This window comes from Limnoraphis robusta BA-68 BA1 (genome assembly GCF_034932365.1).
Classification (GTDB): domain Bacteria; phylum Cyanobacteriota; class Cyanobacteriia; order Cyanobacteriales; family Microcoleaceae; genus Capilliphycus; species Capilliphycus robustus.
Map to the genome: position 1 here is coordinate 86,841 of NZ_JAYGHR010000074.1, position 12,899 is coordinate 99,739.

Consider the following 12,899-nt stretch of genomic DNA (forward strand, 5'->3'; position numbering starts at 1 on the left):
GTGGATGTCAGAGATAGTCTAGAACCCGCCCCTACATAATGATAATCGATTAATCGGACATGATATTATTGGGGATCGGATTCTTTCTAGATTTTACTGTATGATGACTCGAATTTCATCGGAGTTATGTTAACTTTTTTGCGACAAAATCAAAGATCTAACAAACCATATCGCTTTTGTAATTCTAATAATTGCAGTCTCGCTTCTCCGGCGTTGTCAGCTAAATCGGCAAATTCTAAAAACCGTTTTAACTCTTTTCTTAACAAATTTCGTTCGACTTCTAAGGTATCTCGCCCTAAGTCTGGCGGCAGCACAATCATATCAAATAAAGTTGCTCGTTCTTTATGCGGATGAGGGCGCAAAATTCGCCCCCGACGTTGTACAAATTGACGGGGATTACTACTACTCGCAAGAATTACTGCATTTTGAATCGCCGGAATATCAACGCCTTCATCTAAACATCGAATCGCAACTAATCCTTGTAATTGTCCCGTTTCAAACTGATGACGGAGTTTTTCTCGTTCGATTAACGGGGTTTCTGCGGTATAAGTATTAATCCGATAACCGAGTTTTACCCCTAATAATTCAACCGTTGCTTCAAACTGACGAGTTGATGAATATTCACTGCTATCCATACTCCCATCTCCACAATAAAATAGGGTATGAGTCGTCTGTAAACGGTTTTTCATCAATTGATGCAAGGCGTTAATTTTATTAGAGGCTGAACCGATGAGTCGCGCCCGTTGGATTAATAAAGCAGTAATCGTTTCATTTTTTTCCAGGTTTTCTTCATCCATCAACGCCCAACCAATGCGAGTCGTTAATCGAGAATAGGCGCGACTTTCGGCTTCGGTTAATTCGACTAAAATCGGATAATATAAATAGTGAACTAAAGCCCCCTGACGAATCGCATCAGCGAGGGTGAGTTCCGGTTGCAAAACTGAACCAAAATATTGTAAAATAGAGTCAGTTCCTTCTTCATCAAAATGACGTTCAGGAGTCGCAGATAAGCCCAAACGTAGCCCTATCTTTCGCGGTAAACTTTCCTCTAAACGGGGTGAACCTAAGTTATGAACTTCATCGCCAATAATCAAAGTTTTTTCGGGAAAATACCGCAGTTGTGACTGAAGACTCTCTGAAATTAACGTCGCATTGGTGGTAATAATTGTAAGAAAGGGTTGCAAACCGGAACGAATATTATAGAGTTGGGCGGAAAGTTGACGTTGCCAGTTATGAACACTTTCAAATGCCAATAACGGTTTTAAGCCAAATTTTTCCGCCTCTCGCGCCCATTGCGTCACCAGATGACAATAGGGGCAAATCACGAATAAAACTTGTAAATTAATTTTCTGATAAAGTTCAGTGGCAATCGCTAAAGCAGTAATGGTTTTACCACTTCCGGTTGCCATTTTTAAAGTTCCTCGTCCCCGGTTAGAAAACCAGCTTTGAACCGCCTGTTTTTGATAAGAACGCAGTTGAATAGATGCCGGAAGTATTGGAATTCCTAACAGGGATGTATCCTGTACTGGTAGATTCACCACTTACTAAAAAATGGAATAGGGAATGAAAAATTCCGAACTTATATTTTTGTTATCTAATAGAGTTTGATCAGGCTTGCTTTCTAGATTTTTTCTGCTAAAAAGACAAATTCTAGGGTGCTTCCCAATCTGGACAGGTTTCATCCTCTACCCCGGTCGGGTGCATGGCACAGACGAGTAAATTGCCGCCATAAACTTGGCCATGATAATGTTGACAACCCCGACAAGCTGCATTTTGATGAGAGTTAGGATGAACGTAGGTAACAAACGGTTCAAACTCACTTTCATCGAATTCTAATTCTAGATCAAAATAGATGTCGAGAATCGGTTCGACAATTTCATTAAAATACTCTTCCAATTCGGGGAAGATTTTATTGTGAACTTCTTCGGTAATTTCTTCTGAAAATTTGGTCAGTTCATCAACCATTTGGTTCCAGTCTCTACTTACTTCTTCAAATAACTTTTCGACTTCATAAACTGCCGTTCCGACTGCTTCAAAAAAGCTTTTTGACCAATCTTCCATCGGATTTGCCGCCTGCGTGCTAACAATTGTTCAGACAAAGCCTCACCAAATCGGCTTCATCTGAAAATCCAGTATAACACTGCCATCTCCCTTAACCCGGCAGATTTTACTCTCGCTTAAGACGACGCAGTTCTTCTTGTAATTTTTCGACTTGTTGACGTAACTGTTCAGCAGAGTCTACTGATTGAGACTGATCATCCTCAGCGTCAATAATCTCAATTTGACGAGGTTCTGGGGGTTGTTGAGTCGGATTTTTTGCGGGGTTCGGTTGTTGTTGGGCTTGCTTGAGGGTCTCTTCGACAAAGCGACGGGCTTCTTCTGTGGTCATCTCGCCGCGCTTTACCAATTCATCGGCGAGTTTTTGGGCTTCGGTTCGCAACTCGGCCATATTTTTAGCCGCTTTCTCACCTGCGTAAGCCGCTAATCCAACCCCTAAGTAAACAGCTTTCTGGACGAGATCTCCTAAACCTCGCTGCATAATGCCTCCTATCTGCCTACAGACAAAAGTGACCCGGAGACTACGCCTATCAAGAGCATCCCGTATTGCTGCTACCTTCCGGTCCTGACAAGATTTGGGCGTCTTGATCGCGTAGGTCCAGGTCACTTATCAGTTTAACATAGATTTTCAATTTATTCGACAACAACACACCATTCGAGAAGTTCATAGGTAACGCAGCCATTTTGAACCAGGGGGTCTTGCTCAACAATTGCCTTTGCTTCTTCCTTGGAAGCCGCCTCAAACAGCAGCATTCCTCCGCCTCGCCTTCCCCAGTAGCCCGTTTTGGCTTTGTGTCCTTTGGCGATTAAGTCTTTCACGTAGGCGATGTGAGCCGGAACATACTGATCGAAGACTGGTTTTTCGACAATTCCTTGTTCTATCTTGACAAACCAGGGCATTTGTGTTAACGATTAGTGCTAGGTTCTAGATCTATTATCTGACATTTCTGGACTGCTGTTTTGACACTCCCAAACAAAATCTTTACCAAAAATTGCCGCACACGCCCCTACCTTTTAGGTATGGGGATATAAGGCCAGGAAAAATGCTATAATAACTCTACTGGCAGGGTATTCAACCAGTTGAAAAACCCAGCATCTAATCGATGCAATGAACCTTGAAAACTTAAGGTATGGGGTTCTTGCAAGAAATGCTTTGGCAAGATAAAACCTTAAAGCACCAAGTACAGAGAATAAAGCATTTTTTCTCAAGTACGGTAGGGCATACCGAAACTATCTCTGAAATGAGATGAACGACTGGGGAGACTCACCCCTCTGGAGTTGATTGGGAAACCAGTTGGCTGTAAGGGTTGTCAATGAACCAGTAATCCAAATCCGCTCGTGTTTGGAGAATCCTCTGGCTTTAGCTATGAGGAGTATGTCAAAAAGTTGGCATCTTAACTTTACAGAAAGCCCTTGCATTTTCCTCTCTGCATTCCCTACTTTGAATTGTGTAAGATCAGCGCATCTATTATTTTCAATATGGGTATTATCAACCGATTAGTCGAAGAAGCCCTGAAAACAGGCTATCTAACTCTAGAAGCCGAAGAACAACTTCGCAAGTTAGTCCAAACGACTAAATACAGTCAAGATGACTTTGATGCTTTTGTGAGTTTACAACTCGCCGCGCAAGAAGGCTTAATTCGTCAAGAATCCCGCGAAGCCTGGAATCAAAATCAGTCTAGCTAACTTCACTTCACCGTCAAAACCTCAACAGGTTAATCCCAATTTTCGCAACAGTTTGTCTCAATAGAAACCAGTCATTAATTTTTTCATTCTTCTAACGTCTGGATTGTTAAAACCTGTGGGGGTGACGCATCAGGAGGATAAAGAAAATCAAATTCTACTCGTCGCTGTTGTTGAGGTTCTATTTCTAATTGTACTAACGGTTCTTCCATTTGTCCTCGTTTTTGAACCAGATGAACATATCGGGTTTGACGATTTCCCCCATCATCAAGATAGCGAAATCTAACCGTTCCTCGTAAAAAAGTTTGAGGGCCAACTGGGTCTAAAAAACGCAATCCTCCTTGAGAGAGTTGATCTTCTTTCAGAGGCGTTTGTAGACGAATCACGACTGTTTTTGTTTGTTCAGTCGGGTTATAAAGCGGTAAACCTAAACTGTATTGAATCGCATAATTTCCATGTGCTTGATAGGCAGTATCTGGATAACGCACTAACATTTCAGCACTTTGATTTTGGTTTGTTCCTAATAAACCTCTCGGTAAGGTACTTATTCCATAGGAAAAAGCCTCTCCCGGTTGGGGAATTGTTAAATGAGAAACCCCGAAACCATCAACTAATTCAGCATTCCAAACAGAACCTCTCGCTACTCCCGCGACTCGTCCATAAATCATCTGATTCACATCAGTATTGGGAGGCGTTGGAGGGCGATCGCGAGGCGTTGATAACGCTCCTCTAATTAATAAACTTTCCCACTCAGGAAGCGAGGGAGAAACTTCATTTCCATCTCGTCCTGTGCGGGCAAATTTGGCTAAACTGGCAAGATAAACCTCTCCATTACTTTCTAAACGCATTAACGTTGAACGACCATTTAAAGGCGGTTCTAAGGTTCTTACGGGAATGGGTAAATTAAGTAACATTCGACTGGTTCGAGGCGGAATAACCAGTTTATTCTGGAAAATATTCTGTCTTTTTCCCTGTAAAATATCACTCATTACTCGACTTCCGGGTCCTGCAAAAACACTGCTATCAGGATTATCAACAACAGCCGGAAGTTCAATAAACGGGGCATCCGGTTGACTTAAATAACTCGCTGCTTGTAGAATGTTAACTGTTACCGATTTATTACCGGGATTATGAACTAAAATTCCTAAATATAAAGTTCGTAAATCTTCCGGTGTCGGTGCTTTAGCCACATGATGAGCAAAAATATCAAACCGTCCTTTAAACGGAAAATTCAAATGGGCTTCCGGTGTTCTTTTGTTATCCGGTGGAAACGTAGAAAGTAAAATTCCTTCTGATAAAATCAACTCAGGACTATTACTATTAAAAACCGGAATATTATCTAACTCACCCGGTAACGGACGTACCTCTTGCGGTTGAATAATTTCTGTAGCGGGAGGTGCAGTTTGTGCGAAAAAAATAGACGTTAACAAAAAAGGCAATATCATTTCTGTAATCAGAACAGTTGAAAAGTAGAGTGTTTGATACTATAGCATTTGTAAGAGTCCAAAAACCCGGTTTCTTCGAGAAAAGGCACGAGTACGTCAGCTACTATTCCTCCTGACGCAATACCCAACGGTTTAGACTGTCAATTTTCTCGGGAAGTTCCCGAAGATTAATGACTTCTAACGTTTTCATATCGTAAGTCGTGTAAACTGTGGTTTGAGGAGATAAATTAATATCAACAACCGTTAAAGTATTTCGAGGTGATAAATTACTATTCAGCAGAGAACGTGGCCCACTTCCTAACGCACCTGTATGAAGTAATTTTAATTTATTTTTGTAAGCGGGAAAATAAGCATGATGATGACCACTAATATAAAGATGAACGTTATTTTCTTCTAATACGGTTTGTAATTCTTCAGCTTGTGTGAGAACCTCTCCAAACTTATCTCGTCCAACCGCCACCGCATAAAGGGGTAAATGTCCCATGACAATTCGCAGTTTAGCCGTTTTTGCTTGTGAACTTGCGAGGCTGTTTTTTATCCAATTGATTTGTTGAGTTGGAATGTTAAAAGTAGACGCATCCCAAACCAGATAAAATATTTCATTCTGTAGAAAACTATAATAAAACGGAAACCCACTGTCATCAATAAAATTCAGGTTTAAATCAGATTTATGCTGCTTCCAATAAGCTTGTGCTAAACGACGTTCTTTTTCAAAGATAAACTGTCCTTGATCACTGAGAGTTCCTGACCCATCGTGATTTCCCATTGTCATTGCAAAAGGGAGTTTGTCTTGACGCAAAGGACTGGCAATATCCCGTTCAAACCCCTCCCACATCGCTTGAATATTGGCTTCTGAAAGGGATAGTTTTTGTCCGGCTACCATATCACCCACGCATAATATTAAGTCCGGTTTCCACTGGGGAATTAAAGCAACCGCTTGAGTTACTTGCGGTTCATAAGTTGTTGAACCATAGCGACTGTTTAAATCACTTATAATCACCAGTCTTACATCTCCTTTAACCGGAGCGAATAAACCTTCCGGTGCAATTTTCAAGGGCGGTAAAGGGGGTTCAGGCTCAGATATATTAACGAATTGATTATCTTGATTTGTGTCGCTTTTACCAAGATAAATCGCACTTCCGACTCCTAAAATACTGCCTAATAAAATGATAATTTTACGACGATTAAAATTCATTTGTTATTTTTAAACAGTTCAAAATTAATGATTTAAAGATTGATAATATCATAAAAATTCCCAATCTCATCCGAGAAAAAAGTTTAATCTCTCGTTAATCAAAGTTTAAACAAAAACCTACTGCTTTAGATCCCTCAACTGCTTAATCTAATACGAGAATACCTCTGAGCGTTTCAGGCGTAAGTTGTTCAACCTGTTACTTGGATTTTTTGTTAAAATAGAAAAAGCTATGCGTATCAACCTGTCCCAATTCTATTTAAGTTTGCTTTTAATGTTATCAATGGGAATGGCTTTACCTTCCTTTGCATCGGAGTCTCTTAAGACTTGCAAAAACGATCAAAATTCACAGTCAGAAACTTCTGTTAGTCAATTTTCCCAAATTTTTAATTGGATTGTCAATCCTGAAATCGCATTAGCTAGGATTATTCATACTATTGGACATCAAATGATGGTTCAGGCGAATAATCATCTAAGTCCCTGGCCAACTATTCACGAACAAGCGAGATTAGCCAGAGTTCCTGTGATCATGTATCACGATATTTTACCCCAGAAACAAGTCTCTTTTGATGTGACAATCAAACAATTTAAACAGCATTTAGAATCCATTCAAGAAAACGGTTTAACTCCCATTAGCATTGAACAGTTAACCCAACATTTACAAACCGGAAAATCTTTACCTGAAAAGCCAATTGTATTAACCTTTGATGATGGTTACTCCAGTCACTATGATATCGTTTATCCACTATTAAAACAATATAATTATCCGGCAGTATTCTCAATTTATACGGATAAAGTAGACGGTAAAATTGTAGGACGTTCCAGCGTAAACTGGGAACAGCTTCAAGAAATGGCAGCCAATCCTTTAATGACAATTGCTTCCCATAGCGTCACTCATCCTAAAGATTTAACCACAGTATCTGATAGCCAACTTCAGAAAGAAATTGTTAATTCCAAACAGATTTTAGAAGAAAAACTCGGTATTCAGATTGATTATTTTACCTATCCAGAAGGAAACTATGATGAGCGGGTTAGTGCTTGGGTAAAAGCTGCGGGATATGAAGCCGCTTTAACAATGAAAAATCATAAAAATATTCTCAGTAATCAATCAAAAAGTTTACTGGCTATTGACCGTTTTGGTCAGTCTGGTTTAGAAAAAGCGATTGATCAGTCTTGGGGAGGAATGCAGTTACCCACAGAAAAAACAGGCTTTGATTTTAACGCTCCTATTGTCAAAAATGAAGTCAATCTTGATCAGGCTTCATTAATTTTAGTTTCAGGTGGAAAACCGATGACCATTCATGCAGATAGCCGTTATCAAGTTCAAGAAATTTTAGAAAAAACTAACGCTTTTGCCGGAGTAGATGGCGGTTTTTTCTCAATGAAAACACTGACAACGAATCAAATGATCGGGCCTGTTTTGAGTCAAACAACGGGAGAGTTTATTCCCGGAAATAACAGTGAAAATCGTAAATTAAAAAACCGACCTTTAATTTTAATTGGTTCTGATACTGTTCGATTTATTCCCTTTAATCCCGAAAAACATAATACTTTAGAAGGAATTCAAGCAGAGGTTTATAACGTGACGGATGCGTTTGTTGCAGGCGGGTTTTTAGTGAAAAATTCTCAACCTCAATCTCCCGAAAGCTTTGGAGGATTATTTGATTTTGATGCACCTCGCCATCGTGCTTTTTGGGGAATTCATCGCAGTGGTCAACCGATGATTGGGATAACAGCTAAACGAATTGATTCAGTTTCTCTCAGTCAAATTTTAGCACAAATTGGCTTTCGAGATGCGGTAATGTTAGATTCCGGTGCCAGCACTTCTATGGCGTTTCAAGGACAGTCTATGGTTAAACAATATGTTCCTCGACCTGTTCCTCATGTAGTTGCGTTAATATCGCCTGAAGTTGCTTTTAATCAGACTTGTATGATGGCAAAACAGTGAAATATAGCATTTTCTAATTAACCGAGGGCGCAAGCCTTGCACCTACAGTTCACAACACCGGAAAAGCTGATAAAATCTAACAGGGCGGGTTTATAGAAATTGTTTGTGGGAAGTTCTAAATCGATTTGAACCCGCCCCTACACAAGATTAATCAGGCGGTAATTCTAACGGAAGCGCCCCTAATAACCCTTTGCGAAAATCATTTAAAATATGCCTTGAAGTGCGTTCAATATCATTTTGATAAGAATGAGCTGCAAGTTGTTCTAAATAAAGCACTCCCGTCATGTCATCCACCGCGAGTTTATAGCGATCGCCCAGCTTCTTTTCTAATCCTAAATCTAGTAAAAACTCTACCAACGCCGCAGCAACTTCTTGGTTTTCATAAGCCGCCTCGCCGATATCTTCACAGATGGCTAATTTTAACGCTTTTTCTTCATTTTTAATCTGAGACGGAATCACTCCCGGCGCATCTAATAACTCAATTTGATCGGAAATTCTCACCCAACGAAGCGATCGCGTTACCCCGGCACGTCTGGCGCTATCAACGACTTTTCGCTTCAAGAGTCTATTAATTAAAGCCGATTTTCCCACATTGGGAAACCCAATCACCACCGCCCGAACCGGACGAGGAAGCAGACCGCGAGTACGGCGCTTTTCATTCACCTCCGCCCCCACTTTTTGAGCGGCTCTTGCTATCTCAGCCACCCCTTGCCCTTGTTGAGCGTTGGTAAAATAAGGCGTTTCGCCCTGTTCGATGAACCAATCTTCCCATTGTTGTCTGACTTCTGGGGAAATCATATCCATGCGGTTAAGCACCAACACCTTCGCCTTGCTTCCCACCCATTGAGGAACTTGAGGATGGTGTGTTGACAGAGGAATACGAGCATCCCGCACCTCAAATACGACGTCAACCCGTTTGAGTTGTTCTTGGAGGCTGCGTTCAGCTTTAGCGATGTGACCGGGATACCATTGAATTGCCATTACAGTTAACAGTTATCAGTAACCAGCTTTTACAGTTATCAGTTATCAGTTTACAGTGACCAGCTTTTACAGTTATCAGTTATTAGTTATTAGTTATCAGTTATCACTGTTGACTGGTCACTGGTCACTGTTGACTGTTGACTGGTCACTGGTCACTGGTCACTGGTCACTGGTCACTGTTTACTGGTCACTGGTCACTGGTCACTGGTCACTGGTCACTGGTCACTGGTCACTGGTCACTGTTCACTGTTTACTGGTCACTGTTCACTGGTCACTGGTCACTGGTCACTGGTCACTGTATTAGGGAACAACTAAAACGGGACAGGGAGAGAGATTAATCACGCGGTTGGTGACACTATCAGCAATATTCCCTTCCGCTAAACCGATCCCTCGGCTTCCCATAACGATGAGATCCGCCTCTATTTCATCAGCGACATCACAGATGGTAAAAGCAGGTTTCCCTTCACGTTCGAGAGTTTTCACCTCGATACCCGCACTGACAAACATGGCTTGGGCTTCTGTCAGCAATTTCTGAACCGCTTCTTCAGACGTCATTTTCTCCGAATGAGGAGGTTCACCCGTTTCTGTTTCGTCCGGTTCTAGAACAGCGAGGATAAAAAGATTCGCCTGGTAAGTTTTGGCAATGTTAAGGGCAACATCCGCCGCTTCACGGGCTTCTCGGCTTTGATCGATAGGAAGTAAAACAGTCTTAAACATAACACGCCTCTCCAAGTCGCGGAGTCCGGTAAAATGTTTACTGTGAACGGTTATTGATGTAAATCTATCATCAATAGAGTGATGGACAGCTTATTCGGCTATTAGTCAGCAGCTCCGCCCCGATTTCATTTGAACTCGATCATAATAACCAATTAGGAGGTTAACCCGGTGACAAAGAAAACTGTAAGAGATTTATCGGCATCAGACTTATCCGGTAAAAAGGTACTGGTGCGGGCGGACTTTAATGTGCCAATTGACAACGGTTCCATTACAGATGATACTCGGATTCGCGCTGCTCTGCCGACGATTCAAGACTTGACCTCAAAAGGTGCCAAGGTGATCCTCACCAGCCACTTTGGACGTCCAAAGGCTAAGGTTGTTGATTCTATGCGGTTAACGCCTGTTGCGGTTCGTTTGTCTGAACTGTTGGGTCAAGACGTTAAAAAATGTGACGATTGTATCGGTGATGAAGTTGCAGCCGTTGTCAACTCGATGAATAATGGCGATGTTGCCCTTCTGGAGAACGTTCGCTTCTATCCAGGTGAGGAAGACAACGATCCTGAATTTGCCAAGCAATTAGCGTCTGTTGCGGATCTCTACGTTAATGATGCGTTCGGAACCGCCCACCGCGCCCATGCTTCCACTGAAGGCGTGACTAAATACCTCAGTCCTTGTGTGGCGGGTTATTTGATCGAAAAAGAACTCCAGTTCCTCAAAGGCGCTATTGATGAACCAAAACGTCCCTTAGCGGCGATTATTGGCGGTTCTAAGGTATCCAGTAAAATCGGTGTGATTGAAGCCTTACTCGACAAGTGTGACAAACTGCTGTTAGGCGGTGGGATGATTTTCACCTTCTACAAAGCACGGGGCTTGAGTGTGGGTAAATCTCTGGTTGAAGACGATAAAATCGAATTGGCGAAATCCCTAGAAGCCAAAGCCAAGGAAAAAGGCGTTACTATGCTACTTCCGACAGATGTGATTGTCGCCGATAAATTCGATGCAGAAGCCAATTCTCAAACCGTTAGCGTCGAAGCTATTCCCGATGGTTGGATGGGTTTGGATATTGGCCCCGATGCGGTGAAAGTTTTCCAAGATGCTTTAGCCGACTGCAAAACGGTGATCTGGAATGGCCCGATGGGTGTATTTGAAATGGAGAAGTTTGCCAAAGGAACTGAAGGGATCGCTTATACTTTGTCTGAACTGACGGGAACAGGTACAACAACCATTATCGGTGGCGGTGACTCCGTTGCTGCGGTTGAACAGTTGGGTTTAGGCGAAAAAATGAGCCATATTTCTACAGGCGGTGGCGCGAGTCTGGAGTTGTTAGAAGGGAAAGAATTACCCGGTATTGCTGCTTTAGACGAAGCGTAATTTCTAACTCAAATTATCATTTTTAGGTAAGATCCCAAAAACCCGGTTTCTCTGAGAAACCGGGTTTTTTAAGATAGAGCATAACCAGTATAAGGTCGTTTGTAGGGTGGATGTAAACCCAAAACAATATCTTCGGGAGGAATTCCCCGATTAACCAGTTCTTGAGCAATATTAACCTCTGTGAGATTGCGTTGAATCCAAATTTTGTGATCTTTAATATCGAGATGAATAAAACAGTTGTAAACCCGCTTGAGTCCCTGCCATCCAATATCTAGCAATTGATAATGATCATGTTCTCCATCAAAAATCAGTTGACACTCCACATCGGACTTATGACTTTCTCCAACACTTTGGTCAGTCATAAATTGGCGGATACATTGGCGATAGCGTTCTAACTTATCCATCTTTCAATTCCTGCCAACATTATGGAAACGACAACTTAATTTTACCGAACTCTGCTAGGCTGAGAGAAATTCCTTGACCTCTGTCCCCATTTGCATAACCTCCCGAACACCAGATATATATTGTGATGAGTGGTTCTTGCGGTGAGGAAATCCCATTCATGCGTCTACCCCAACTGTGGCTATCTATTCTCAGCGTTAACAGCATCTTTCTGTTGAACTTGGGTTTCCCTGTGTTAACCCTACCCCCAACCCTGCATCGGGGAGAAGCGATCGCCCAAACAGACCCCAATGCTGAAGCAGAAAGATTATTTAATCAGGGACTTGAACTCTTTCAACAGGGGACAGCAGAATCTTATAAACAGGCAATTGTAGCTTTAGAAAAGGCGCTACAACTTTATCAGCAAGCAGGAAACTTGAAAGGACAAGCGGTTAGTTTGTTAGGACTGGGTAGAATTTCTGATTTATTAGGAGATAAACAAATTGCCCTCGATTACTACAACCAATCCCTTCCTTTAAGCCGACAGGTGGGGGATAAAGCGGGGGAAGCCACCACTCTCAACAATATTGGCTTGGTCTACGATGCTTTGGGAGACAAACAACAGGCCCTCGAATACTTCAACCAATCCCTTCCTTTAAGCCGACAGGTGGGGGATAAAGCGGTGGAAGCAGGCACTCTCAACAATATTGGCGCTGTCTACAATGCTTTGGGAGACAAACAGCAAGCCCTCAAATTCTACAACCAATCCCTTCCTTTAAGCCGACAGGTGGGGGATAAGGCGGGGGAAGCAGCTACTCTCAACAATATTGGCGGTGTCTACAATGCTTTAGGAGACCGACAAACTGCCCTCGATTTCTACAACCAATCCCTTCCTTTAAGGCGACAGGTGGGGGATAAAGCGGGGGAAGCCACCACTCTCAACAATATTGGCCGTGTCTACGATGATTTGGGAGACAAACAGCAAGCCCTCGATTTCTACAACCAATCCCTTCCTTTAAGCCGACAGGTGGGGGATAAAGCGGGGGAAGCCACCACTCTCAACAATATTGGCTTGGTCTACGATGCTTTGGGAGACAAACAACAGGCCCTCGAATACTTCAAC

At 42.2% G+C, this 12,899-nt stretch carries 13 protein-coding genes and 1 other RNA gene; 4 read left to right on the top strand and 10 right to left on the bottom strand.

All coding sequences use genetic code 11. From position 1 onward, the window contains the following. Window positions 1–149: 149 nt before the first annotated feature. From VB836_RS21460 to VB836_RS21480, 5 genes are all read right to left on the bottom strand, one after another. Window positions 150–1,538 carry a DNA phosphorothioation system restriction enzyme gene (locus VB836_RS21460; RefSeq protein WP_046280239.1) on the bottom strand — a complete coding sequence of 463 codons (1,389 nt, stop codon included), beginning with the start codon at window positions 1,536–1,538 and terminating at the stop codon, window positions 150–152. 112 nt (window positions 1,539–1,650) lie between these two features. Then, a complete protein-coding gene (locus VB836_RS21465) occupies window positions 1,651–2,061 on the bottom strand; it encodes a hypothetical protein (protein WP_046280236.1) in 411 nt (136 codons plus the stop codon). A 106-nt stretch (window positions 2,062–2,167) separates the two neighbouring features. Then, window positions 2,168–2,539 carry a phasin family protein gene (locus VB836_RS21470; RefSeq protein WP_046280237.1) on the bottom strand — a complete coding sequence of 124 codons (372 nt, stop codon included), beginning with the start codon at window positions 2,537–2,539 and terminating at the stop codon, window positions 2,168–2,170. Between the two features lie 27 nt (window positions 2,540–2,566). Further along, window positions 2,567–2,663, bottom strand: an RNA gene (ffs, locus tag VB836_RS21475) — signal recognition particle sRNA small type. Between the two features lie 28 nt (window positions 2,664–2,691). Beyond that, window positions 2,692–2,958, bottom strand: coding sequence for a YciI family protein (locus VB836_RS21480; RefSeq protein WP_046280238.1), 267 nt, complete (start codon window positions 2,956–2,958; stop codon window positions 2,692–2,694). A gap of 579 nt (window positions 2,959–3,537) precedes the next feature. On the opposite strand from VB836_RS21480, the gene VB836_RS21485 reads away from it, so the two are divergent. Then, window positions 3,538–3,744, top strand: a complete 207-nt coding sequence (locus tag VB836_RS21485) for a hypothetical protein (protein WP_046280700.1) — start codon at window positions 3,538–3,540, stop codon at window positions 3,742–3,744. 83 nt (window positions 3,745–3,827) lie between these two features. On the opposite strand, the gene VB836_RS21490 is transcribed toward VB836_RS21485, so the two are convergent. After that, a complete protein-coding gene (locus VB836_RS21490) occupies window positions 3,828–5,183 on the bottom strand; it encodes a DUF3370 domain-containing protein (RefSeq protein WP_407659722.1) in 1,356 nt (451 codons plus the stop codon). Between the two features lie 106 nt (window positions 5,184–5,289). After that, on the bottom strand, window positions 5,290–6,381 hold the full coding sequence (locus VB836_RS21495) for a metallophosphoesterase family protein (RefSeq protein ID WP_323222368.1): 1,092 nt from the start codon (window positions 6,379–6,381) through the stop codon (window positions 5,290–5,292). A gap of 229 nt (window positions 6,382–6,610) precedes the next feature. Between VB836_RS21495 and VB836_RS21500 the strand changes: the two genes are divergently transcribed. Continuing rightward, entirely contained in the window at window positions 6,611–8,326 is a 1,716-nt protein-coding gene (locus VB836_RS21500; RefSeq protein ID WP_323222370.1) for a polysaccharide deacetylase family protein, read from the top strand. Window positions 8,327–8,473: 147 nt separating this feature from the next. Here VB836_RS21500 and ylqF read toward each other — a convergent pair whose 3' ends face one another. Together ylqF and VB836_RS21510 are read right to left on the bottom strand one after the other, a co-directional pair. After that, the gene (gene ylqF / locus VB836_RS21505) at window positions 8,474–9,307 is read right to left on the bottom strand and encodes a ribosome biogenesis GTPase YlqF (protein WP_046280702.1); all 834 of its coding nucleotides are present in this window, start codon (window positions 9,305–9,307) and stop codon (window positions 8,474–8,476) included. Between the two features lie 300 nt (window positions 9,308–9,607). Beyond that, the gene (locus tag VB836_RS21510) at window positions 9,608–10,024 is read right to left on the bottom strand and encodes a universal stress protein (RefSeq protein ID WP_323222372.1); all 417 of its coding nucleotides are present in this window, start codon (window positions 10,022–10,024) and stop codon (window positions 9,608–9,610) included. A gap of 168 nt (window positions 10,025–10,192) precedes the next feature. On the opposite strand from VB836_RS21510, the gene VB836_RS21515 reads away from it, so the two are divergent. Continuing rightward, a complete protein-coding gene (locus VB836_RS21515; protein ID WP_323222374.1) occupies window positions 10,193–11,395 on the top strand; it encodes a phosphoglycerate kinase in 1,203 nt (400 codons plus the stop codon). Window positions 11,396–11,463: 68 nt separating this feature from the next. On the opposite strand, the gene VB836_RS21520 is transcribed toward VB836_RS21515, so the two are convergent. Further along, window positions 11,464–11,799, bottom strand: a complete 336-nt coding sequence (locus tag VB836_RS21520) for a XisI protein (protein ID WP_323222377.1) — start codon at window positions 11,797–11,799, stop codon at window positions 11,464–11,466. A 125-nt stretch (window positions 11,800–11,924) separates the two neighbouring features. On the opposite strand from VB836_RS21520, the gene VB836_RS21525 reads away from it, so the two are divergent. Continuing rightward, window positions 11,925–12,899: tetratricopeptide repeat protein (locus VB836_RS21525; protein WP_323222379.1), on the top strand; the 975-nt coding region annotated here is incomplete at its 3' end.